This window comes from Curtobacterium sp. PhB136, assembly GCF_004346855.1.
In the GTDB taxonomy this organism is placed as follows: Bacteria; Actinomycetota; Actinomycetes; order Actinomycetales; family Microbacteriaceae; genus Curtobacterium.
Window position 1 is genome coordinate 74523 of record NZ_SMGH01000006.1, and the last position, 23231, is coordinate 97753.

At 71.1% G+C, this 23231-nt stretch carries 18 protein-coding genes; 8 read left to right on the forward strand and 10 right to left on the reverse strand.

Going from position 1 to position 23231, the window contains the following annotated elements; genetic code table 11:
- Positions 1 to 2: 2 nt before the first annotated feature.
- Positions 3 to 326 carry a hypothetical protein gene (locus EDF27_RS09835; protein ID WP_123654016.1) on the reverse strand — a complete coding sequence of 108 codons (324 nt, stop codon included), beginning with the start codon at positions 324 to 326 and terminating at the stop codon, positions 3 to 5.
- A 115-nt stretch (positions 327 to 441) separates the two neighbouring features.
- On the opposite strand from EDF27_RS09835, the gene glgX reads away from it, so the two are divergent.
- The 3 genes from glgX to treZ are packed head-to-tail and all read left to right on the forward strand — an operon-like array spanning position 442 to position 6943.
- On the forward strand, positions 442 to 2688 hold the full coding sequence (gene glgX, locus EDF27_RS09840) for a glycogen debranching protein GlgX (RefSeq protein ID WP_132048567.1): 2247 nt from the start codon (positions 442 to 444) through the stop codon (positions 2686 to 2688).
- Positions 2685 to 5192 carry a malto-oligosyltrehalose synthase gene (gene treY / locus EDF27_RS09845; RefSeq protein WP_132048569.1) on the forward strand — a complete coding sequence of 836 codons (2508 nt, stop codon included), beginning with the start codon at positions 2685 to 2687 and terminating at the stop codon, positions 5190 to 5192. Before glgX ends, treY begins: the two co-directional genes overlap by 4 nt.
- A complete protein-coding gene (gene treZ / locus EDF27_RS09850; RefSeq protein ID WP_132048571.1) occupies positions 5189 to 6943 on the forward strand; it encodes a malto-oligosyltrehalose trehalohydrolase in 1755 nt (584 codons plus the stop codon). Before treY ends, treZ begins: the two co-directional genes overlap by 4 nt.
- 164 nt (positions 6944 to 7107) lie before the next feature.
- Here treZ and EDF27_RS09855 read toward each other — a convergent pair whose 3' ends face one another.
- The 8 genes from EDF27_RS09855 to EDF27_RS09890 all read right to left on the reverse strand — a co-directional run bounded on the left by EDF27_RS09855 (position 7108) and on the right by EDF27_RS09890 (position 16197).
- Entirely contained in the window at positions 7108 to 7902 is a 795-nt protein-coding gene (locus EDF27_RS09855) for a polyprenol monophosphomannose synthase (RefSeq protein WP_132048573.1), read from the reverse strand.
- A 46-nt stretch (positions 7903 to 7948) separates the two neighbouring features.
- Entirely contained in the window at positions 7949 to 8629 is a 681-nt protein-coding gene (locus tag EDF27_RS09860; protein ID WP_132048575.1) for a class F sortase, read from the reverse strand.
- Between the two features lie 65 nt (positions 8630 to 8694).
- Positions 8695 to 9852, reverse strand: coding sequence for a glycosyl hydrolase family 8 (locus tag EDF27_RS09865; RefSeq protein WP_132048577.1), 1158 nt, complete (start codon positions 9850 to 9852; stop codon positions 8695 to 8697).
- 154 nt (positions 9853 to 10006) lie between these two features.
- Positions 10007 to 10831: a DUF4397 domain-containing protein gene (locus tag EDF27_RS09870; RefSeq protein WP_123654023.1), complete on the reverse strand. Its 825-nt coding sequence runs from the start codon at positions 10829 to 10831 to the stop codon at positions 10007 to 10009.
- Positions 10832 to 11021: 190 nt separating this feature from the next.
- Complete coding sequence (locus EDF27_RS09875; protein WP_132048579.1) at positions 11022 to 13010, reverse strand: glycosyltransferase family 39 protein; 1989 nt, start codon at positions 13008 to 13010, stop codon at positions 11022 to 11024.
- Positions 13007 to 14503 carry a glycosyltransferase family 2 protein gene (locus EDF27_RS09880; protein ID WP_207909603.1) on the reverse strand — a complete coding sequence of 499 codons (1497 nt, stop codon included), beginning with the start codon at positions 14501 to 14503 and terminating at the stop codon, positions 13007 to 13009. The genes EDF27_RS09875 and EDF27_RS09880 overlap by 4 nt, the downstream gene beginning before the upstream one ends.
- On the reverse strand, positions 14500 to 15015 hold the full coding sequence (locus EDF27_RS09885; RefSeq protein WP_132048581.1) for a GtrA family protein: 516 nt from the start codon (positions 15013 to 15015) through the stop codon (positions 14500 to 14502). The genes EDF27_RS09880 and EDF27_RS09885 overlap by 4 nt, the downstream gene beginning before the upstream one ends.
- 177 nt (positions 15016 to 15192) lie before the next feature.
- Positions 15193 to 16197, reverse strand: coding sequence for an aldo/keto reductase family protein (locus EDF27_RS09890; protein WP_123654027.1), 1005 nt, complete (start codon positions 16195 to 16197; stop codon positions 15193 to 15195).
- A 467-nt stretch (positions 16198 to 16664) separates the two neighbouring features.
- On the opposite strand from EDF27_RS09890, the gene EDF27_RS09895 reads away from it, so the two are divergent.
- From EDF27_RS09895 to EDF27_RS09910, 4 genes are all read left to right on the forward strand, one after another.
- Complete coding sequence (locus EDF27_RS09895; RefSeq protein WP_132048583.1) at positions 16665 to 17471, forward strand: hypothetical protein; 807 nt, start codon at positions 16665 to 16667, stop codon at positions 17469 to 17471.
- Positions 17472 to 17600: 129 nt separating this feature from the next.
- Positions 17601 to 18161 carry a YceI family protein gene (locus EDF27_RS09900; RefSeq protein WP_123654029.1) on the forward strand — a complete coding sequence of 187 codons (561 nt, stop codon included), beginning with the start codon at positions 17601 to 17603 and terminating at the stop codon, positions 18159 to 18161.
- Between the two features lie 760 nt (positions 18162 to 18921).
- Complete coding sequence (locus EDF27_RS09905) at positions 18922 to 19488, forward strand: TIGR03086 family metal-binding protein (RefSeq protein WP_123654030.1); 567 nt, start codon at positions 18922 to 18924, stop codon at positions 19486 to 19488.
- 2 nt (positions 19489 to 19490) lie between these two features.
- Positions 19491 to 20474 carry an aldo/keto reductase gene (locus EDF27_RS09910; RefSeq protein WP_132048970.1) on the forward strand — a complete coding sequence of 328 codons (984 nt, stop codon included), beginning with the start codon at positions 19491 to 19493 and terminating at the stop codon, positions 20472 to 20474.
- 72 nt (positions 20475 to 20546) lie between these two features.
- Here EDF27_RS09910 and EDF27_RS09915 read toward each other — a convergent pair whose 3' ends face one another.
- Positions 20547 to 21482 (reverse strand): oxygenase MpaB family protein, encoded by a 936-nt coding sequence (locus EDF27_RS09915; protein WP_132048585.1) that lies wholly within the window; start codon positions 21480 to 21482, stop codon positions 20547 to 20549.
- Between the two features lie 59 nt (positions 21483 to 21541).
- Between EDF27_RS09915 and EDF27_RS09920 the strand changes: the two genes are divergently transcribed.
- On the forward strand, positions 21542 to 23227 hold the full coding sequence (locus EDF27_RS09920; protein ID WP_123702947.1) for a long-chain-fatty-acid--CoA ligase: 1686 nt from the start codon (positions 21542 to 21544) through the stop codon (positions 23225 to 23227).
- Positions 23228 to 23231 lie beyond the last annotated feature (4 nt).

The window sequence follows — 23231 nt, forward strand, 5'->3', positions numbered from 1 at the left end:
GGCTACTTCTTCAGGACGCGGACGAGCTTCCGGAGCACCGTGCCGGTCACCCAGACCAGCGGGATGCTGACGGCGACGAGCGAGATGAGGTTGGGCTCGAACTCGAGGTCCTTGCCCGGGCGACGGATGTACGCGCCGATCGGCACGGAGACGCCGCCGCCCCCGCCGCCACCGTTGTCGTCGCCGTCCCCGCCGCCCCCGAAGCCGAACCACCCGAGGGACACCGGGATGAGTGTCTGGTCGCCGACCTCGACCGGTTCCCCGTAGTTCGTGGAGACGCCGATGGGACGGACCTTGTCTGCGATCTGCGTGACGATGTTGGCCATGCCGGCGACGCTACTCCGCTGTGGATGGACGCCGTTCGCCCACAGACCTGCGTGCGCGGCGGACAGCACAGGGACCCGTCGATACCTTTGGCAGGACCCATCTCAGGAGGATCGTTTGCACACCTGGCCCGGCAACCCCTACCCGCTCGGCGCGACCTACGACGGCAGCGGCACGAACTTCGCGCTGTTCAGCGAGGTCGCAGAGCGCGTGGAGCTCTGTCTCTTCGACGAGGACGGCAACGAGGAACGCGTTCCCCTCGTCGAGGTCGACGCGTACGTCTGGCACGCGTACCTGCCGAACGTCGGCCCCGGACAGCTCTACGGCTTCCGCGTCACCGGTCCGTACGACCCGGCGACCGGCGCACGCTGCAACCCGGAGAAGCTCCTCCTCGACCCGTACGCGAAGGCGACGAGCGGCGAGATCGACTGGGACCAGTCCCTCTTCTCGTACACGTTCGGCGACCCGGACTCCCGGAACGACGAGGACTCCGCGGCGCACATGGTCAAGGGCGTGGTGATCAACCCGTTCTTCGACTGGCAGGGCGACCGCGCACCGCGCACCCCGTACGGCGAGACCGTGATCTACGAGGCCCATGTGAAGGGCCTCACCGAGACGCACCCGGCAGTTCCGGAAGACCAGCGTGGCACCTACGCCGGCGTCTCCCACCCGGCGGTCATCGAGCACCTGCAGCGACTCGGGATCACGACGCTCGAACTGATGCCCGTGCACCAGTTCGTGAACGACTCGACGCTGCAGGACAAGGGCCTCTCGAACTACTGGGGCTACAACACCATCGGGTTCTTCGCGCCGCACTCGCACTACTCGTCCTCGGGCGACCAGGGCCAGCAGGTGCAGGAGTTCAAGACGATGGTGCGCGAGCTCCACCGTGCGGGGATCGAGGTCGTCCTCGACGTGGTCTACAACCACACCGCCGAGGGCAACCACATGGGCCCGACCCTGTCGTTCCGCGGCATCGACAACGCCGCGTACTACCGCTTGATGGACGACGACAAGCGCTACTACATGGACTACACGGGCACCGGCAACTCGCTCAACGTGGGACACCCGCACTCGCTGCAGCTCATCATGGACTCGCTCCGGTACTGGGTGACCGAGATGCACGTCGACGGCTTCCGCTTCGACCTCGCGTCGGCGCTGGCCCGTGAGTTCTACGAGGTCGACCGGCTCTCGGCCTTCTTCGAACTCGTCCAGCAGGACCCGATCGTGTCCCAGGTGAAGCTGATCGCCGAGCCGTGGGACGTCGGCCCCGGTGGCTACCAGGTCGGCAACTTCCCGCCGCAGTGGTCGGAGTGGAACGGCAAGTACCGCGACACCGTGCGCGACTTCTGGCGGGGCGAGTCCTCGACCCTCGGCGAGTTCGCCTCCAGGATCTCCGGCTCCGCCGATCTCTACGAGCACGACGGCCGCACCCCCAAGGCGAGCATCAACTTCATCACCGCGCACGACGGCTTCACGCTGTACGACCTCGTCGCCTACAACGAGAAGCACAACGAAGCCAACGGCGAGGACAACAACGACGGCGAGAGCCACAACCGGTCGTGGAACTCCGGAGTGGAGGGCCCGACGGACGACGAAGCGGTGAACGCGCTCCGGCTGCAGCGTCGCCGGAACTTCATCGCGACGCTGCTCCTCAGCCAGGGCGTCCCGATGATCGCCCACGGTGACGAACTCGGCCGCTCGCAGTCCGGCAACAACAACGTCTACGCGCAGGACTCCGAGCTGAGCTGGATCGACTGGGACACGGCGGACGACGACCTCATCCAGTTCACGGCCGACGTCACGAAGCTCCGGCACGACCACCCGACGTTCCGTCGCACCCGGTACTTCAACGGGCGCCCGGTGCGCCGCGGGCAGGACGAACCGCTGCCGGACGTCGTGTGGCTGACCCCGTCGGGTGACGCGATGGAGCCCGAGGACTGGGACTCCGGATTCGGCAAGAGCGTCGGCATGTACCTGAACGGCGAGGGCATCCGCGGGCGTGACTCCCGCGGGGACCGGGTGACCGACGTCGGGTTCATCACGTACTTCAACGCGCACGACGACGTCGTGACGTTCACGCTGCCCCCGGAGGAGTACTCGCCGGGTTGGACCGTCCGGATCGACACCGCCGACCCCGGCGCGCGCGAGGAAGTCCTCGGCGCCGGCACGCCGCTCGACGTCCCGGCCCGCTCGATGATCGTGCTCCGCGCCGAACCCGACCACGAGGTCACGGTCACCCCCGCGGAGACCCAGACCGCCGGCGCCCCGGCACCGCGCGCACCACAGGACGCGGTGACCCCGGCGAACCCGGCCGGATCGACGGCTCCGAGCGGCACCGCCCAGGGCGGAGCAACGCGGTGACCAGCCGTGTGCCGGTGTCGACGTACCGGCTCCAGGTCTCGCCCGACTTCGACCTGGCCGCGGCGGCCGACGTCGTCGACTACGTGCGGGACCTCGGCGCCGACTGGCTCTACCTCTCCCCCGTGCTGCAGGCGGAGCCCGGCTCGAACCACGGCTACGACGTGGTCGACCACACCCGGATCGACGCCGAGCGCGGCGGGGACGACGCCTTCCGCGCCCTGACCGAGGCGGCCCACGCGGCGGACCTCGGTGTGCTGGTGGACGTCGTCCCGAACCACGTCGGCGTCGCGACGCCGGAGAGCAACCCGTGGTGGTGGTCCCTGCTCGAACAGGGCCAGGGCTCCCCGGTCGCGCCGGCGTTCGACGTCGACTGGCAGGCCGGCGACGGCAAGATCCGGATCCCGGTGCTCGACGACCGGCTGCTGGACGCCGTCACGCTCGACACGACCCGGCAGCCCGCCGTGCTCCTCGTCGGCACGACCGCGTACCCGACCGCACCCGGGACGGTGCACGACGACGACAGCGGCCCGGACGCCGTCGCCGCGGTGCACGCCCGGCAGCACTACGAGTTCGTGCACTGGAAGCGCGCCGACCACGACCTGAACTACCGCCGGTTCTTCGCGGTGAACACCCTCGCCGCGATCCGCGTCGAGGACCCCGAGGTCTTCGCGGCCTCGCACGTCCTCGTCGGGGAGTGGTTCCGGGACGGCCTCGTCGACGGCCTCCGGATCGACCACCCGGACGGGCTGTACGACCCGGCCGGCTACCTCCAGGACCTCCACGAACTGACCGGCGGCGCCTACACGCTCGTCGAGAAGATCCTCGAGCCGGGTGAGGAGCTCCCGGCGAGCTGGCCGGTGGACGGCACGACCGGCTACGACGCGCTCGGCATCGTCGACCGGCTGTTCGTCGACCCCCGTGGTGAGGAACCGCTCTGGGCGACCGTGGACGCCGAGCCCGCCGACTGGCAGGCGCTGACGCACGACACCCGGCGCGGGATCGCTGAGGGCATCCTCGGCAGCGAGGTCGAGCGGCTCGCGCGACTCCTCGGGGCGGACGGCACCGCGCAGGACCTCGACCACGCCCGCGTCGTCGATGCCCTCGCCGAGGTCATCGCGTCGTTCGACGTCTACCGCACCTACCTCCCCGAGGGCGCGCACCACCTCCTCACCGCCCTCGAGCTCGCCGCCGAGACCCGCCCCGACCTCGACGACGTCATCGACCGGATCGCCCCGGCGCTCGTCGACCCGTCGAACGCCGCCGCGATCCGGCTCCAGCAGACCAGCGGCATGGTGATGGCGAAGGGCGTCGAGGACACCGCCTTCTACCGCACCGCGAAGCTCAGCTCCCTGAGCGAGGTGGGCGGCGACCCGAGCATCTTCTCGGTCGGTCCGGACGAGTTCCACGCCGCGCAGCGCGAGCGGCTCGCCAGCTGGCCGCACACGATGACGACGCTCACCACCCACGACACGAAGCGCAGCGAGGACACCCGCGCCCGGATCGCGGTGCTCGCCGAGCTCGGAGACGAGTGGACCGAGACCTTCCAGCGACTGCACGCCCTCGCCCCGCTCGAGGACGAGGTCTTCGCGAACCTGCTCTGGCAGGCGATCGTCGGCGCCCGTCCGGCCTCGCGCGAACGACTGCACGCCTACGCCGAGAAGGCCGCACGCGAAGCGGGGAACAGCACGACCTGGACGGAACCGGACGAGGACTTCGAGGGCCGCATGCACGCGCTCGTCGATGCGTCCTTCGACGATCCCGCCGTGGTCGCACTGCTCGACGACCTGGACCAGCGGGTCGATGCTGCCGGCTGGTCGAACGGCCTCGGCGTGAAGCTCGTCCAGCTCACCGCGCCCGGCGTCCCGGACGTCTACCAGGGCACCGAGCTCTGGGACCGCTCCCTCGTCGACCCGGACAACCGGCGCCCGGTGGACTACGCCGAACGCCGGCACCTCCTCGCCGAGCTCGACGGCCCCGACGACGACGGGCCCGAGGTCCTGCCGTCCGTCGGCATCGACGGCGCGGCGAAGCTCCTGGTCACCAGCCGTGCCCTGCGCCTCCGCCGTGACCGGCCGGAGCTGTTCACCCGGTACCTCCCGATCGAGGCCACCGGCAGCGCGGCCGACCACGTCGTCGCGTTCGACCGCGGCGGCGCCGTCACGGTCGCCACCCGACTCCCGATCGGGCTGGCACGGGTCGGCGGGTGGGGCGACACGCTCGTCCACCCGGCTCCCGTCGACCGCGTCGACCTCCTGACCGGGAGGCCCGTCCCGGCCACCAGGGGCATCGCACTGTCCGAGCTGCTCACCACCTACCCCGTGGCCCTGCTGGTCCCGGCGGCGGACGTGGACGAGACCGGCCACGTCGCCGACGCGGCGACCGGGGCGGACGCGGGGCGCGCCTCCCGACCGGCTGAGACCGCACCGACGCCGGATCCGAGCCGGACCGACTCGACCGAGACGCCCGAACAGGCGGAGATCGACATCCTGGAGGGCCACGCATGACCGCACCCGACCGCTACGCCGTGTGGGCGCCGGACCCCGAGCGGGTCCACCTGGTCGTCGACGGCACCGAGTACCCGCTGACCCGGGGCGACGACGACTGGTGGCGCACCGACGAGATCGTCCCCGTGGTCGGTGCCCGGTACGGGTTCCGCATCGGCGACGACGACGCCGTCCGCCCCGATCCCCGCAGCCGGTACCAGCCGGACGGCGTGCACGGTCCGTCGGAGGTCGTGGACCCGGCGCGGTTCGCGTGGACCGACGAGTCGTGGACCGGTCGGCCGGCCCGCGGCGCGGTGATCTACGAGATGCACGTCGGCACCTTCACCCCCGAGGGCACGCTCGACGCAGCCGCCGAACAGCTCGACCACCTCGTGGAGCTCGGTGTCGAGTTCGTCGAGCTCCTGCCGGTGAACGGCGTCAACGGGGAATGGAACTGGGGCTACGACGGCGTTGCCTGGTACGCGGTGCACGCACCGTACGGCGGCCCGGACGCCTACGACCGCTTCGTCGACACCGCGCACGCGCTGGGCCTCGGCGTCATCCAGGACGTCGTCTACAACCACCTCGGACCGAGCGGCAACTACCTGCCGCTGTACGGGCCGTACCTGGTGCAGGGGCTCGCGAACACGTGGGGTGACTCGGTGAACGTCGAGCACCCGGAGGTCCGTCGGTTCGTCCTCGACAACGTGCGGATGTGGTTCCGGGACCACCACGTCGACGGGCTCCGGCTCGACGCGGTGCACGCGATCCGGGACACCTCCCGGCCGCACGTGCTGGCCGACATGGCGTCGGAGACGGATGCGTACGCGTCCTTCGTCGGCAAGCCGCTCTCGCTCATCGCGGAGTCGGACCTCAACGACCCGGTCATGTTCCGGCCCCGCGAAGCCGCGGGGTACGGGCTCGCCGGGCAGTGGTCCGACGACTTCCACCACGCCGTGCACGTGGCGCTGACCGGGGAGACGAACGGCTACTACGCCGACTTCGCCCCGCTGTCGGCGCTTGCAAAGGTGCTGCGGGACGGCTTCTTCCACGACGGCACGTGGTCCTCGTTCCGCGGCAAGCGGCACGGGCGGCCCATCGACCGCGGCACCTCCCCCGCGACGGCACTCGTCGTCGCGAACCAGAACCACGACCAGATCGGCAACCGCGCGGCCGGCGATCGTCTCGCCGCATCGTTGTCCGACGAGGGCCTGGTCATCGCGGCGGCCCTGACGCTGCTCGGCCCGTTCACGCCGATGCTCTTCATGGGCGAGGAGTTCGCCGCGACGACCCCGTGGCAGTTCTTCACCTCGCACCCCGAGCCGGAACTCGGCAAGGCCACCGCAGAAGGACGGATCGCGGAGTTCGCGGAGCACGGCTGGGACGAGTCGGTCGTGCCGGACCCGCAGGACCCGTCGACGTTCCAGAACTCGAAGCTCGACTGGTCCGACGTGACGTCGGACCGGGGCACGGCGATCCTCCGCGCGTATCGGGTCCTCGTCGCGCTGCGGCGTACCGACGAGGCCTTCGTCGACGACCGCTACGAGGCGAACGCCGTCCGCATCAGTGAGGAACGGCGCTGGCTCGTCCTCACGCGCGGGCTCCTCGGGCCGACCGCAGCACCGGTGCACGTCGTGGTGAACTTCCTCGACGACGCAGCGGAGGTCCCGGTGCCCGGCGCGACCGGAGAGGTCCTGTACGCGTTCGGTGAGGCCTCGGTCGCGACCGACTGCGTCCGGTTCACCGGGCGCGGGGTGGTCGTGCTGCGGTAGTCACGCTCCGTGCCGCTCGGGCGAGGGGCCGGAGTGGTGCGCGAAAGCGACAGTGCTCGACCGGAATCCGGCCGAGCGCTGTCGCTTTCCGGGACTACTCCGGCGAAACGCCGCAGCGCGAGCGACAGTGCGAGCGCCGCGCGAGCGCGAGCGCCGCGCGAGCGTCAGTGGATCGGGTTGGACACCGCGTGCGCGTTGCGCCGCACCGACGGCAGCGGCTTGTGCTCCTTGGCGAGCGCCCGGGCCTCGCGGAGGCGCCGGTCGATGCCCCACTTCGTGACCAGGGTCAGGCTCTCCCGGACGATGTTCCCGCTCATCTTCGAGACGCCGAACTCCCGCTCGGTGAAGGTGATCGGGGTCTCGACGACCTGGAGCCCGGCCTCGAGGGCGCGCCAGCACAGGTCGACCTGGAAGCAGTACCCCTTCGAGGCGATGCCGTCGAGGTCGATGCGCCGGAGCGCCTCGGAGGTGAACACCCGGAACCCACCGGTGGCGTCCCGGACCGCGATGCCGAGTGCGAGTCGTGTGTAGAGGTTGCCGCCGCGGGACAGGAGTTCGCGGTACCAGGGCCAGTTCTCGACCTCGCCGCCCTTGATCCAGCGGGACCCGAGGACGAGGTCGTTCGTGTCCGCCAGCTCGATCAGCCACGGCAGGTACTCCGGGTGGTGCGAGCCGTCGGCGTCCATCTCGACGAGCTTGTCGTACCCGTGTTCGAGGCCCCACGCGAAGCCGGACAGGTACGCGCCGCCGAGGCCGTCCTTGACGGTGCGGTGCAGCACGTGGACGCGATCGGTCGAGGCGGCGATCGCGTCCGCGATGTCGCCGGTGCCGTCGGGCGAGTTGTCGTCGACGACGAGCACGTGCACCGTGTCGTCGGTCGCTGCAAGGGTGCGCGACACGATGGGGCGGACGTTCTCCGCCTCGTCGTAGGTCGGGATGATGACCAGGGTCTCGCTCATGGTGCTCCTCGAAGTTCCGTGTCGAAGGTATCGGTCGGGTGCTGGATCAGCTGTCGGACAGGGATGCGAACACGATCAGGTTGTCCGTGTAGTGCCCGGTGGCCGTGTCGAACGTGCCGTCGCACGTGATCAGGCGGAGTTGCGGGGTGGGGGTCGTGCCGTAGACGTCGCTCGTCGGGAAGGCGGACTTCGAGGCCCGCTCGGTGTCCTGGACGGTGAAGGTCCGGGTGCTGCCGTCGGACATCGCGACGTGGATCTCGTCGCCGGACACGAGTTCGTCGAGGCGGAAGAACACCGCGGCGCTCGTGGGGCTGTCCACGTGTCCGGCGATGACCGCGGGGCCGACCTCGCCGGGGACGATCCCGTCGCTGAACCACCCGGCGTTGTCCCAGCCCTTCGGCGGGTCCAGTTCGCCGGCGGATCCGCGGTGCAGGTCCTCGAGCGAGGCGTCCACGCCGATCGCCGGGATCGTCACGCGGGTCGGGGTGGCGTCGGACTTCGCTGCGGGTGCGGCCGGGTCCTGGAACCCGGTCGTGTCCCGGTCCCCCGCGGCAGCCGAGGCCGACGAACCGGACGCCCCGGCCCCAGACGACCCGGCCCCAGACGACGGCGACGGCGACGACGAAGCCGACGCACCCGCGACCGGGCCGGAACCCGATCCGGAGGCGAACGCGACCCCCGTCACCACGGCCCCCGCGACGACGACCGCAAGAGCGGCAGCCCCCACGGCCACCCACCGACGCCGAAGACCGCGAACCGGACCAGCAGGCCCACGCGCCGACCGCCGCCCGGTCACGACGCGCCTCCGGCCGAGGTCGCGCACCCGCCGAGCACGTCGGAGGTGAGCATCGTCGCCCCGAGCGCCGCCCACGCGTCGCCGTAGTACGTCGGCGTCGTCGCGGCGGTCCGGTCGGCCCGGTCGACGTCCTTCGCGGCCGCACCGGTGGACCCGGCGGCCTGCTCGGCAGCGGCACGCGCGACGTACGCCAGCGCACTCCTGTCCCCGGTCACGGCGGTGCCGCCCAGGTCGAGCTGCGCCGCGAGCTGCGTCGTCCGGCGGAGCGTCGGCGCGATCGACGCCGCGAGGGAACGGTCGGCGCTCGTGCACGCCTCGGCGTACCGGAGCGGCATCCGCATCGCGTCGTAGCCGTACAGCACCCGGGCGTCGTTCCCGGTGGCGGGCATCGGGTCGACGCTGCCGTCCGCGTGCACCTGCGACCAGTCGCTCGGCAGGTCGGACTTCTCGAGCACGGCCTTCGTGACGGCCCGGGAGCCCGCTTCGAGCTCCTTCCAGCGGTCGTCCCCGGTGGCGGATGCGAGCACCCGGTAGGCGGCGGGCGACGCGTACGAGGCGTCGTACCGGTACGGTTCCGAGTCCGCCCACGGCCCGGGCAGCAGGATCCGCCCGAGGTCCGTCGTCGCGGTCTCGTGCTCGAGCACGGCGGCGGCCATCCGCTTGCCGGCCTTGGTGTAGGTGTCGTTCCCCCACGACGACCCGGCGAGCACGAGGGCCCGGGCTGCGTCGAGGTCGGCGTCGCTCGCGGACTGCCCGTCGGCGATGCCGCCGTCGGTCGTCCAGCGCCATGCGAGCAGGTCGTCGTCGGTGAGCATGTGCTTCGCCGTCCACTTCCAGATGTCACCGAAGCGCTCACGGTCACCCGAGGCGTAGGCGATGAGCAGGCCGTACGCCTGCCCCTCGCTGACGGTGTCGTCGCCCTGGTCGGTGCGGACGATGCGGCCGTCCTGCTCGTACCGGTCGAGGAACGCGGCGCGCAGCTCGGCGGCGGAGCGGGTGCCGTCCGGTGCGGTGGTGGAGGTCGGCGTCGACGCGCCACCGGCGTCCGGTGCGGGGTCCGACCAGGGTCGGACCGCCGCGACGGCGATGCCGCCGGCGACGAGGACCGCGGCGAGGCCGACGGCGGTGACGGGGATCCAGTTCCTGCGGGTCATGCTGGCCTGCTCTCTGCTGGTTGACGTGGACGACGGGCTGGTTGACGTGGACGACGGGCTGGCCGCCGTGGACGACGGGCTGGCTGGGGCAGCGGACGGGAGGCTCGGATCACGTCTGCGGATCGGCGGACGTCAGCCGGGCCTCCGGTCCGGATCAGTGGAACAGTCCGCGGAACACGCGCACCACCGCGTGCAGGAACCCCGTTGCCGGGCGGTCGGCGGCCGTGCCGCCACCGCCGGTCTGGACCCCGCCCTTCGGCGTCGCTGCGGTGGCAGCAGCGTCGGTCACGGGCACGATCGTCAGGTCGCCCGCGCTGTTGTCGAGGACGAACAGGGTGGAGACGGTGTTGCCCTTGAGGTCGACGTCCGCGGTGCCGGTCTGGCCGCTCCCCGCGATGTCGAGGTCCCACTTGCCGGCGTCCACGGTGGCGTACTCCGTGGCGGTGCCGAACGCGGCGTTCGTGGCGACGTCGGTGCCGTCCGCGGTGACGTCGACCTTCTTCGCCGTGGTCGCGGCCTGGACGAGCCGGAGCTTCGCCTTGCCGTCACCGGGCTGGGCGAGGTCGTCGGAGAACGCCGCCGTCTTCAGCGACTTGTTCTTGCCGTACGCGACGACGGTGCTCGCGTCGCCGCCCTGCACCGTGACGTCGGTGGAGATCACCGGGGTCGAGTCCGGAGCGTCCGAGGCGCGCATCGAGAGCACGTAGGTGCCGGCGGCGAGCTCCTGGTACGGGCTCACCTGGCCGTAGGTGACGTCGTCGAGCTCGAAGACCTTCTTGCCGCCGGACAGGCTCGACAGTTCGACGTCGACGCCCTTCGTGTCCGGGGAGAGGTGGCCGACGCGGAGCCAGCCCTCGTCGGCGGTCGCGGCGCTGGCGGCCTGGGGTGCGGCGAGGCCGACGGTCGCGGCGACGAGGGTCGCGGCCAGGGCGCCGACGACGGCGACGCGACGGCGGGAGGTGCGTGCGGTGGCGTTCATGGTGGTGCTCCTTCGGGTCGGGTGGTGCTGGTCGTTCCGGGTCAGGGCCGCGCGCGCTCCGCGAGCGGGCGAAATGCCGGGGTGGTCGTGCCGCCGACCGTGGTGTTTCGCCCGCTCACGGGAGCCCGCACACGGGGCTCGTGCACGGGACGCACACGGGGCTCGCACGGGACGCACACGGGGGCGGCGGTCACGATGCGCTGACCGCGGTGCTCGTCGGGTCGGTCGTCGGGAAGACGATCGTCAGGGTGTCGCCGTCGCGTTCGACCGAGGTCGGGCGGAAGGCGCTGGACATGGCCTCGAGGGTCTGCTCGGTGCGGCTCGCGGCCTGCGTGCTCGACGCGTGCAGGACCACGCGGCGGAAGGCCTGGCCGGTCTCGCCGGTCATCGGGGTGAAGCGGTCGACCCGCACGGACCGGTCGGCGAGGACCTGGCCGAGGGCGATCATCGCCCGGGAGTCGACCTGGCCGGCGCGGAACTGCGACTTCGTCCCGGAGTCGGCCTCGAGTGCCGGGTTCTGGGCGAGCTGCGTGCCGAGCGTCTTCCGCTGGTCGGTGGCCTTCGTGATCTCCTGCTTCGCGGTGGTCTCGCCCTGCGGGTGGATCTGCCGGACGTCGACGGCCTGGTTGCCGGTACCGAAGGTCGCGACGCTCGTGGAGTTCGCGATCGCCTGACGGACGTCCGAGGACGAGTTCCCGCCGGTGCGCATCGAGTCCGTCGTGACGACGTAGTCGGAGTCCTTCCAGCCGTTGGGCGACTGCTTCTCCACGGCTCCGTCGGTGTCGAGCTTGTAGTACCAGACCACGTTGTTCCGGGCGAAGCCGTCGTTCACCAGGTCGACCCACATCGCGTCGTCGACGAGCATCCGGGAGCGCTTGTCGACGTTGTCGCCGATCCAGTTCTCCGCCTGCGCCATCGGCTTGTCGAGGTCGGTGACGAGGAACCCGCGGAGCTGCGAGCCCCAGAGCGGCACGGCGGCCACGAGCGCGGCGACGGTGACGAGCGCCCACGCACCGCCGAGGGCGCGACGCGAGACCCCGCGGAAGCGGGTCCGGGCGCGGAAGGCGGTGATCCCGCTCAGGGCGAGGACGGCCCGCTCGCCGACGTAGGCGACGAGGAGCGCGGCGAACGGCACGAGCATGATCACGTACGGCACGGGCAGGTACCCGTTCGGACGGAACATCATCGCGAGGAGGAACACGAGCATCGCGGCGATCGGGCGGACGCGGCGCAGGAAGACCCCGACGATCGCGGCGGCCGAGCCGAGCACGATGAACACCGGGTCGAGTGCCCACCACTGCGACGCCGCCTCGTTCGCCAGGCTGCCGCCGGTGAAGAGCGACCCGCTCGCCTCGCGGCTGCCGAGCTGGTAGGTGACGCCCTCGAGCAGGCTGACCTTGCCGGCGCTCGGCAGGAGCTCGCCCTTCACCGCGGCGAGCAGGATGTACCCGCCACCGATCACGGCGAGGACCGCGCCGGCGACGCTGAGCGTGTACCGGCGGGTGCTCGGGTCGGCACGGCGGAACGCCATCCAGACCAGGAACGGCAGCGCCAGCAGGTAGGTCTCCTTGCTGAGCACCGCGACGCCGAGGCACGCGGCCGCGCCGACGAAGCCCGCGAGCTGCTGTCGGCGGCTGAGCACCAGCACGAACGCGGCGAGGAGCCACGGGGTCGCGACGTTGTCGATGTAGACCGTGCGGTGGTACTGCAGGGCGAGCGGCGACAGGCCGAAGACGAGCACCGCGATCGCGGCGGTCGGACGGGCGGTGCCGAGGCGTCGGGCCAGCACGAACACCAGCACCGCGGAGACCGCGGCGAAGAACACCATCGCCTCACGCGCGGCCTCGACCGCGAACGGGTACCGCGCGAACGCTCCCGTCAGCGACGTGTAGCCGGCGATCTGGATCCAGCCGAGCGGCGGGTGGTCGTACCAGTACGTGTAGTGGGTCAGTTCGCCGAGGTGGGTGATCGCCCACGCCTGGGCGGTGTAGGTCCCCTCGTCGTCGATGCGCTGCGGGATGCCGCCCATGTTCCAGGCCTGCACCACCGCGGCGATCGCCACGACGGGGAGGAGCCACGCGAGGCTCCGGGCGTGCACCTGGAACCAGAGGCGCACACCGGTGGCGGTGGTGGCCCCCCGGACCGGGATGCCGGTCGTGTGGGTGATGCTGGCGGTCATCGGGTACCTCCGGCGCTGCTCGACGAGCCGGCGGTCGCGAAGACCGGCTCGGGGCTGGTGACGGCGGACGGGAAGCCGACCACCTCGGGCTGCTGCACCGGGGTGCGGTGCTGCCCGGTGTGCTCCGTCTTCTCCCAGCCGTTCTGCTTCCGAGCGTGCCGGATCACGGCACGGACGGCCGCCGCGGCGAGGAAGACCTGGTACGGGATCAGGCCGAGGACGAGCTTCACGTAGTCGCGGATCCGGACCTTCTCCTTGTAGAGACGCCCGAACTCGCCGAGCCCGGCGATCTCCACCGCCAGGAGCATCAGCGTCGGAGCGAGCGGGATGAAGGACACCAGGGCGATCGCCGTCGGGACCTTCACGAACGCGATCATGACCACGCTGAGCGGGATGAGCAGCCCGGTCGCCGCCTGGATGAACGGCATCGTGAGCAGGTAGCGGGCGAAGAAGCGCTGCTTCAGCGTCGGGAGCTTCTTCCACTCCCCCTTCTCCAGGACCTGCAGGAAGCCCTGGTTCCAGCGGGTGCGCTGCTTCAGGAGGGACGCGAAGGTCGGCGGGGTCTCCTCGCGGGTGACCGCCTCCGGGCTGTACGCCACGACGACCTTGGCGCCGTCGGCGGAGAGCCGGACCCCGAGCTCGCAGTCCTCGGCGAGGCAGTGCGCGTCCCAGCCGTTCGACCAGTCCAGGCGCTCCTTCGTCACGAAGACGGTGTTGCCGCCGAGCGGGATGAACTTCGACTCGGCGTGGAAGTGCAGACGCGAGCGGAACCAGAAGTAGTACTCGAGGACGTTCCGGAGCGACCACCAGCTGGACTTGAAGTTCATCAGCTGCACGCCGCCCTGCACGACGTCGGCGCCGGTCTCCTGGAACCGGGAGTCGACCAGGGTGAGCAGGTGCGGGTACACCTCGTCCTCCGCGTCGAACACGCCCACGACGTCACCGGTGGCGTGCTGCAGCGCCAGGTTCATCGCCTTCGGCTTGTTCTTCGGCAGGGTGTCGTCGACGACCACCTTGATCAGCCCGGGGTGGCGGGCAGCGGCCTCGCGGACGACCCGATCGGTGCCGGGGTCGTCCTCGCCGACGATCGCGATGATCTCGAAGTCGGGGTGGTCCTGCGTGGCGAGCATGTCGAGCGTCTGCCCCATCACGTCCTCCTCGTGCCGGCCGGGCACCAGGAGCGTGAAGCGGTGCGCCGCGGGACGCGGCGTCTGGCTGAAGCTCGTCGCGCGGAGCGCGGAGCGCGAGCGCCAGGCGTGCAGCATCCACCACAGGGTGGACAGCGCGACCAGCGTGAGCAGGACGGAGATGGCGATGAGGGCGCTGTAGCCGATCCACTCGCCCATCGACCAGGCGGCGTGCGGGACCTGACCCGAGCCTCCCGTCGGGACGTCCGTGGTGCCCCGGTTCGGGACGTTCCCCGACGTGCCGGACTGGTCCTTCGGCTGCAGCAGTGGCCCCGCAGCGATGGTCAACGTGCTCAGCGGTGTCATTCGACGATCTCCTTCGTGCGACGTGCGTCCCGGGAACGGAAGACGAGTGCCTTGTACGCGGCGAACCGGAACGCGGTGCCGAGGACCAGGCCGACCCCGTTGCCGGCGACGTTGTCGGCGAGGGTGGAGGTGAATCCGAGGAGGTAGTGCGAGACGTAGAGGCACCCGGCGGCGATGCCGAGGCCGATCAGGTTCGTGAGCGCGAACAGCAGGCCCTCGCGGATCGTCTCCCGACGTCCGGTGGTGCGCTCGGCACGGAACGTGATGAAGCGGTTGAGGACGTACGCGACGGCCGTCGAGACGACGGCCGAGGCGACCTTCGCGCCGATCGGCTTGTCGTCGAGCACCGTGGCGCGCAGCAGGTTGTAGACGCCGAGGTCGACGAGGAAGCAGAACGCGCCGATGGCGCCGAAGGACACGAGTTGGCGGGCGGTCGCGATCAGGGTCGCGAACCGGCCTGCGGGTGTCACCCGTTCAGGTGGCACCACAACGAGGGTGTCGGTCGAGGTCATGCCCCCGATTCGGGGGGCTTCTCGTCTGGGTTTGGGTGGGGTACGTACTTACCCAGGGGTCTGCCAGACGCGCGACACGCGTTGTTCATCCGGGGTACGCGTGGTGCGGTCCGCAACTGCGGACGGGAGGCACGGTGCCAGCTGGCACCGTGCCTCCCGTCCGTGGTGCGGTCGCGTCTACGCGGGGCGCGAGGTCGGGCTCACGCTCTTCGAGGAGTCGCGTTCCGGGATGTCGCCGAGCGCTTCGTCGATGGCACGCAGTGCATCGGCGTCGAGCGTCACGCCCGCGGCCTTGACGTTGTCCGTGACCTGCGACGGACGGGAGGCCCCGACGATCGCGCTGGCCACGTTCTCGTTCTGCAGCGTCCACGCGATGGCGAGCTGGGCGAGGGTCAGACCGGCCTGGTCGGCGACGGGCTGCAGGCGCTGCACGGCCTCGAGGACCTCGTCGCGCATGAACCGCTTGATCATGTCCGCGCCGCCCTTCTCGTCCGTGGCGCGGGAGCCCTCGGGCAGCGGCTGGCCGGGCTTGTACTTGCCCGTCAGCACACCCTGCGCGATCGGCGACCAGACGATCTGGGACAGGCCGAGCTCCTTCGAGGTGGGGACGACCTCGCCCTCGATGACCCGCCAGAGCATCGAGTACTGCGGCTGGTTCGAGATGAGCTGGAAGCCGAGCTCCTTCGCGAGCGACGCGCCCGCGCGGATCTGCTCCGCGGTCCACTCGGAGACGCCGATGTAGAGCGCCTTGCCCTGTCGCACCACGTCGGCGAAGGCCTGCATGGTCTCTTCGAGCGGGGTCTCGTAGTCGTAGCGGTGCGCCTGGTAGAGGTCGACGTAGTCCGTCTGGAGGCGGGTCAGCGAGCCGTTGATCGACTCCATGATGTGCTTGCGGGAGAGGCCGACGTCGTTGTGCTGCTTCGGGCCGGTGGGCCAGTAGACCTTCGTGAAGACCTCGAGGCCGGCACGACGCTCACCCTTGAGCGCTTCGCCGAGGACCGTCTCCGCCGCCGTGTTGGCGTACGTGTCCGCGGTGTCGAACGTGGTGATGCCGGCGTCGAGCGCTGCCCGGACACACTGGGTGGCGACGTCGTTCTCGACCTGCGAGCCGTGGGTGAGCCAGTTGCCGTACGTGATCTCGGAGATCTTGAGGCCGGAGTTGCCGAGGTACCTGAATTCCATGCTCCGACGCTACCGCGCGCGCCCGGCGCCGCGGGAGGCCCCCGCGGGGCCTCCCGCGCGGCGCGCCGCGCGCCGCGGCCGCGCCGCGCGCCGCGCGCCGCGGCCGCGCTCCCGCGGGAGGGGGAGGTCGAGCGGGAGGGACGGGGGAGGTCGAGCGGGAGGGACGGGGGGGGGGGGAGGTCGAGCGGGCGAAATACCCGGGTCCGTCCGCCGTCGGACACTGGCATTCCGCCCGCTCGACTTCCGGGGCGCCTCCTCCACAAGCGGGTGTCGGTCTCGACGGTCCACAGTGGAGGCTCGACTCACCACCTCGACGGCGGTCCCCCCACGAACATGTGGAGATGACCGCCAGACGTCGACTCCCGTCGGCACTCCGCAATGCCTCGTTCCGCGTACGCAACGCACTCCACCGAGGGGTTCCCCGAGGCCGACTCGACGCGCGAGACCTCGTACGTCCATATCACGGGGTGCGCTCGCCGACGCCGCCAGGAACCACGGAGGAACGCGCTCGAGCGCTCGCTCCGCGGCTGCGAGCAGACCAGGTCTTCAGCCATGTCACCGCTGCGGCGATCATCGGCGTCCCGCTCCCCCGACGGATCGAACGGGATCTCCGGCTGCACGTCACGACGATCGGCGTCGACCAGGCACTCCGCGTCCGTGGTGCCGTCGGACACCGCGCGCGGTACGGCACGGTGCGCTGGTCACACGCGCGCGGGGTGCCGATCAGCCATCCGGCCGACACGTTCGTCGCGCTCGCGACCCTCCTCACCCTCGACGAGCTCATCGTCGCCGGCGATGCACTCGTGGGCTGGCTCGGATGGCTGACCGTCGACGAGTTGACCGCAGCGGTTCGGCGCCGTCGACGGATCAGGGGCATCGTGAAACTGCGCGCGGCGCTCCTCGAGATCCGGGTGGGCTCGCGGTCCCCAGGAGAGACCAGAACGCGACTCGCACTCGTTCGCCGTGGACTCCCCGAACCGGCCCTGAACCACGACGTCGTGGTCGACGGAGTCTGGATCGCCTGCGTCGACCTCGCGTACCCGGAAGCCCGAGTGGCGATCGAGTACGAGAGCGACCTCCACCGAACCGATCCAGGCACGTTCAAGAAGGACCTCACCCGTGGTGAACACCTGAAGGACGTCGACTGGTGGCTGGTCCGATCGACAGCGGACGACCTCGGACGGAACGTGGACCGCTTCGTCTGGCGCATCCGTCGGCTGCTCGACGTCGGTACGGCTGGACGCCACGACACGCGGTCGACGGCGCTCCGATGAACATTGGTTGACGCTTCAACCAATTGGGTGCACAATGGCGTAGCATCAACTTCGATGCGGGCGCATGGATCGGGGCTCCGGTTCGCTCGCGTCGCACCACGAACTCCGTCGTCCCGGAAGGACACCACCATGACGCTCACCGCTGACACCGTTCCCGGCTACCAGACCGGCACCTGGAAGATCGACCCGACCCACTCCGAGGTCACCTTCTCCGTCCGTCACCTGGCGATCAGCAAGGTGAAGGGCAAGTTCGAGAACTTCGACGCGACCGTCGTCACCGCTGAGAACCCGCTCGAGTCGACCGTCGAGGCGAACATCGACGTCGCGTCCATCAACACGGGCCAGGAGCAGCGCGACCAGCACCTCAAGACGAGCGACTTCTTCCTCACGGAGGAGCACCCGCAGCTCACCTTCCGTTCCACCGGCATCGAGGCCAAGGGCGACAACCTGCACATCGCCGGTGACCTGACCCTCCGCGGCGTCACCAAGCCGGTCGTCCTCAAGGCCGAGCTCGGCGGCTTCACGACCGACGGCTACGGCCAGGTCAAGTTCGGCGCCGAGGCGACGACCAAGATCGACCGCACCGAGTTCGGCGTGAACTGGAACGCGGCGCTCGAGGCCGGCGGCTTCACCCTCGGCAACGACGTCACGATCAACCTCGACGTCCAGTTCGTCCTCCAGGCGGCCTGACCCTCGAACGGAACCGCTGCCTGACTGCGGCCCCGAGCCGCACGGCAGCCCTCCCCCTAGTCGAAGCCCCGACGCCATCCCGGCGCCGGGGCTTCGTCGTGCCCGGCGTCCGCAACGCACGCCCACTCGAGCGGGCGAAACACCCGGGCCGCCCGCCCCGTGCACCGCGGCATTTCGCCCGCTCGGCACCCCCGGCGCCCCCGGCGCGCGCGGGCGGTCGGACGAGGACGCCGCTCGACTCCGCATCCACTCGAGCGGGCGAAACACCCGGGCCGCCCGCGCGATGCACCGCGGCATTTCGCCCGCTCGGCGCCCCCGGCGCCCCCGGCGCGCGCGCGGGCGGGCGGTCGGACGAGGACGCCGCTCGACTCCGCATCCACTCGAGCGGGCGAAACACCCGGGCCGCCCGCCCCGTGCACCGCGGCATTTCGCCCGCTCGTGCACGGTGGGGCGGGCCGCGGGGCGGAGCGCGCAGCGCGTACGGTGGGCAGCGCGGCGGCACGCCGGGAATCCCGGGCATCGTGCGCCGGTTCACGCACAGCACCAGCACGCACGCAGCGCACAGCACCAGCACGCACGCACGCAGCGCACAGCACCAGCACGCACGCAGCACGCAGCACGCAGCACGCACGCACGCCCGCACGCACGCACGAGCACGCAGCACGCACGCACGCACGCACGCACGCACGCACGCACGAGCACGCAGCACGCAGCACGCACGCAGCACACACGCACGCCCCCTCGAACAAGGAGCACCACCATGGCCACCGACTGGATCGCGTTGCAGGCCCTCGCCGCAGCCGAGTTCGGCCGCCGCGTCGCCGCCGTCACCGAATGGGACGCGCCGACGCCCGACTCCGAGTGGACCACCAGGGACCTCGTCGCCCACGTGGTCGACGAGCAGCGCTGGATCCCGCTCCTCCTCACCGGGTGCGACTACGCCCAGGCCGAGGCCGACCTGGAACCGATCGGCGACGACCTCGTGACGGAGTGGCAGCGCTTCGCCGGCGCCGCCACCGAGGCTTGGCAGCGCGCCCCGAAGGACACCCCGGTGCACCTCGCGACGGACGTCGTGACCGCGGGCGAGTACCTCGCGGAGCAGACGAGCGACATCACGATCCACACGTGGGACCTCGCCCGTGCCACCGGGAGCGACGACGCGCTGCCCGACGAACTCGTCGAGGCCGTGTGGAAGCACTTCGAACCGCAGATCGAGTCCCTCGCGGCAACCGGCCTCTACGCGGCCCCCGTCGAGGTCGGCGAGGACGCACCGCTCCAGGTCCGCCTGCTCGCCGTCACAGGCCGCGATGCCAGGGTGGCTGCATGAGCATCAGCACGACCCGCCTCGGTGGCACCGGCCTCGAGATCAGCAACATCGTCCTCGGGATGATGTCCTACGGCGACCCGACGAAGGGCTCCCACGAGTGGAGCGTCGGCATCGACGAGGCCCGACCGTTCGTCCGTCGGGCCTTCGACGCCGGCATCACGACGTTCGACACCGCGAACGTCTACTCCGACGGCTCCAGCGAGGAGATCACCGGCACGCTGCTCCGCGAGCTCGGCCCGCGCGAGGACGTCCAGGTCCTCACGAAGGTCTTCAACCGGATGCGTCCCGGCCGGAACGGTGCCGGGCTCTCCCGCGTCGCGATCATGCACGAGATCGACGCGTCCCTGACCCGCCTCGGCACCGACTACGTCGACGTCTACCAGATCCACCGCTTCGACCCGAACACCCCGGTCGAGGAGACGATGGAAGCGCTCCACGACGTCGTCAAGTCGGGCAAGGCGCGCTACATCGGCGCGAGCAGCATGTGGGCGTGGCAGTTCGCCGAGATGCAGCACACCGCCGAGCTGCACGGGTGGACGAAGTTCGTGTCCATGCAGGACCAGTACAACCTGCTCGAGCGCGAGGAAGAGCGCGAGATGCACCCCTTCTGCGAGCACACCGGCGTCGGGGTGATCCCGTGGAGCCCCCTCGCCCGCGGCAAGGTCACCCGCCCGTGGGACGCGCAGGGCTCGGGTTCCCGTGCCGACACCGACCAGTTCGGCAAGACCCTGTACCGCCAGGACGAGGACGCCAACCGCGAGATCGTCGGCACGGTCGAGCAGATCGCCACGGACCGCGGCGTCAGCATGGCCCAGATCGCCCTCGCGTGGGTGGCCGGCAAGAGCGCGGTGTCCGCGCCGATCGTCGGCGCGACGAAGGAGCACCACATCGACGACGCCGTCGCAGCCGCGTCGATCGACCTCACCGAGGACGAGGTGACGCGGCTCGAGTCCGCGTACACGCCCCGGGTGCCGTCCGGTTTCTGACGTCACCACGTGACGGACGGGAGGCCCGGTGCCAGCTGGCACCGGGCCTCCCGTCCGGTCGTGAGCCGGGTCCTACCCCGCCGGATCCGCTGGTGACGCGGCCGCGCGCTCCAGCCGCGCGATGCGCACGAGCGCTGCGCGCTCGCTGCCGGTCTGGTTGCCGAGCACCGCGCCGATGCCGTCGAGGACGAGGCCCGTCGTCCGCCCGACCGGGAACTCGAGGGGGCCGAGCGAGGGCGCTCGCAGCCCGAGCATCGACCGGTGCCGCGGGTCGAGCGTCGACGCGGCACCCTGGAACAGCGCCTGGTAGCCCGGCCGGAGCATGCGCGCGAGCGGCGGGTTCCTGATGAAGCGGACGACGTCCCGGGTGCGCGGCGTCACGGCGAGCTCCCCGCGGTCGAGGTACCCGTTCATCTGGGCGCGGAGCTCCGCCTCGGACTCCGGCGGGTCCTCGACACGCATGAGCCGTCCGGCGATGGCCCATTCCCGGACGTAGGCGTCGGCGCCGCCCGGGATGGGGTCGCCCCACTGCTCGGCGGCTCGGAGGAAGGCGTCGGTGAAGGCGAGGTGCACCCAGCGGGCCAGGTCGGGGTCGTTCGCGGTGTAGTCACGCGTGACACCGTGGCCGTCGACGTACTGCCCCCGGACCTTCTCGTGCAGGCGCAGGACCCACTCGCTCGCGCCACGGGCCGTCGCGGTGTCGCCGTGGGAGACGGTGTAGATCCAGCGGATCGTGCCGGCGAGGCGGCCGAAGGGGTCCTCGCGGTAGCGGGAGTGGTCGGCGACGCCGGCGAGCGCACCCGGGTGCAGCGCCTGGACGAGGAGCGCCCGGACGCCCGCGACGATCGTCTGCTTGCCGCCGTGCACCGCCCAGGTCGCGGAGCCGGGGCCGAAGAAGCCCGCGTCGTCGCCCTGTTCGAGTTCGTCGACCCACGCGGGACGCTCGGTCGCGCCGCCGGTGAACGTGGTGTTGAGCCGGGAGCGGAAGGCGTCGGTGACGAAGGACATGCGCCCATCGTCCGTCGTGCTCCTGACATTGCCCCGGGCACGCCAGCTAGGTTGGACGGGTGAGCATCGACACGCCCCGTCCCTGGCTTGCCGCCTACGCCCCCGGCGTCCCCCACGACATCGAGGAGCCGACCGGTTCGCTCGTCGACCTGGTGGAGCAGTCGGCGAAGCGGTTCCCGAAGAAGGTCGCCCTCGAGTTCTTCAAGCGCACGACGACGTACGCCGAACTCGAGGACCAGATCGTCCGCGCGGCGAACGGGCTCCGGAAGCTCGGCGTCACGGCCGGCGACCGCGTGGCCCTGGTGCTGCCGAACTGCCCGCAGCACGTCGTTGCGTTCTACGCGGTCCTGCGGCTCGGGGCGATCGTCGTCGAGCACAACCCGCTGTACACGCCGCGGGAGCTCCGCCACCAGTTCGAGGACCACGGCGCCCGGGTCGTCATCGCGTGGGACAAGTCCGTCGCCACGCTGCAGGAGTTCCCGTCCGACGTCCGGCTCGACGCGATCGTGTCGGTCGACCTGACGAAGGCGATGCCGCGGAGCACCCGGCTCGCGCTGACCCTGCCCGTGGCGAAGGCCCGGGAGTCCCGCGCGAAGCTCACGACGAAGGTCCGTGGCACCACGAAGTGGGACGACCTCGTCGCGTCGCGGCGGCTGCCCCGGAAGCACCCGCGTCCGGCGACGACGGACACCGCGCTCATCCAGTACACCTCCGGCACGATGGGCACCCCGAAGGGCGCCGTCCTCACGCACCGGAACCTCATCGCGAACGCCGCGCAGGCCCGCGCCTGGGTGCCGCAGATCCAGCCCGGCGACGGCAGCGTCGTCTACGCGATCCTGCCGATGTTCCACGCGTACGGGCTGACGCTCTGCCTGACCTTCGCGATGAGCATGGCCTCCCGGCTGGTGCTGTTCCCGGCGTTCGACCCGGACCTCGTGCTCACCGCCATGAAGCAGCACCCGCCGACGTTCCTGCCGGCCGTGCCGCCGATCTACGCCCGGCTCCAGCACGCCGCCGACTCGAAGAAGGTCTCCCTGCAGGGGATCGAGATCGGGATCTCCGGCGCGATGCCGCTGTCGCAGGACATCGTCGAGCCGTGGGAGGCGCGCACCGGCGGGTACCTCGTCGAGGGCTACGGGCTCTCCGAGTGTTCCCCGGTCATCATGGCGAACCCGGTGTCCGACGCCCGGCGGCTCGGGACGATCGGGCTGCCGTTCCCCTCGACCGAGGCCCGCGTCGCCGACCCGGACGACGCCACCCGGGTCCTCGGCGTCGACGAGTCCGGCGAGCTGCAGGTGCGCGGGCCGCAGGTGTTCAGCGGGTACTGGGGCAAGGCCGAGGCCACCGACGAGGTCTTCACGCCGGACGGCTGGTTCCGCACCGGGGACATCGTCGCGATCGACGCAGACGGGTACGTACGGATCGTGGACCGGCTCAAGGAGCTCATCATCACGGGCGGCTTCAACGTCTCGCCGTCCGAGGTCGAGGACGCCCTGGTCAAGCACCCGAGCGTCCGGGAGGTCGCGGTCGTCGGCATCACGCAGGCGGGCAACGAGCAGGTCGTCGCCGCGGTGGTGCCGCGTGACCCGGCCTCGTTCGACGCCGACGCGCTGCGGGCCTACGCCCGGGAGCACCTGGCGGCGTACAAGGTGCCGCGCCGGGTCGTCGTCGTGGAGGACCTCCCCCGCTCGATGATCGGCAAGGTGCTGCGCCGGAAGGTGCGCGACGCGATCCTCGAGGGGTAGCGCG

Coding starts and splice junctions, on each gene's coding strand:
- EDF27_RS09835 (WP_123654016.1), bottom strand. CDS start 326: ATGGCCAACATCGTCACGCAGATCGCAGACAAGGTCCGTCCCATCGGC.
- treZ (WP_132048571.1), top strand. CDS start 5,189: ATGACCGCACCCGACCGCTACGCCGTGTGGGCGCCGGACCCCGAGCGG.
- EDF27_RS09855 (WP_132048573.1), bottom strand. CDS start 7,902: ATGAGCGAGACCCTGGTCATCATCCCGACCTACGACGAGGCGGAGAAC.
- EDF27_RS09865 (WP_132048577.1), bottom strand. CDS start 9,852: ATGACCCGCAGGAACTGGATCCCCGTCACCGCCGTCGGCCTCGCCGCG.
- EDF27_RS09870 (WP_123654023.1), bottom strand. CDS start 10,831: ATGAACGCCACCGCACGCACCTCCCGCCGTCGCGTCGCCGTCGTCGGC.
- EDF27_RS09875 (WP_132048579.1), bottom strand. CDS start 13,010: ATGACCGCCAGCATCACCCACACGACCGGCATCCCGGTCCGGGGGGCC.
- EDF27_RS09880 (WP_207909603.1), bottom strand. CDS start 14,503: ATGACACCGCTGAGCACGTTGACCATCGCTGCGGGGCCACTGCTGCAG.
- EDF27_RS09885 (WP_132048581.1), bottom strand. CDS start 15,015: ATGACCTCGACCGACACCCTCGTTGTGGTGCCACCTGAACGGGTGACA.
- EDF27_RS09890 (WP_123654027.1), bottom strand. CDS start 16,197: ATGGAATTCAGGTACCTCGGCAACTCCGGCCTCAAGATCTCCGAGATC.
- EDF27_RS09900 (WP_123654029.1), top strand. CDS start 17,601: ATGACGCTCACCGCTGACACCGTTCCCGGCTACCAGACCGGCACCTGG.
- EDF27_RS09905 (WP_123654030.1), top strand. CDS start 18,922: ATGGCCACCGACTGGATCGCGTTGCAGGCCCTCGCCGCAGCCGAGTTC.
- EDF27_RS09915 (WP_132048585.1), bottom strand. CDS start 21,482: ATGTCCTTCGTCACCGACGCCTTCCGCTCCCGGCTCAACACCACGTTC.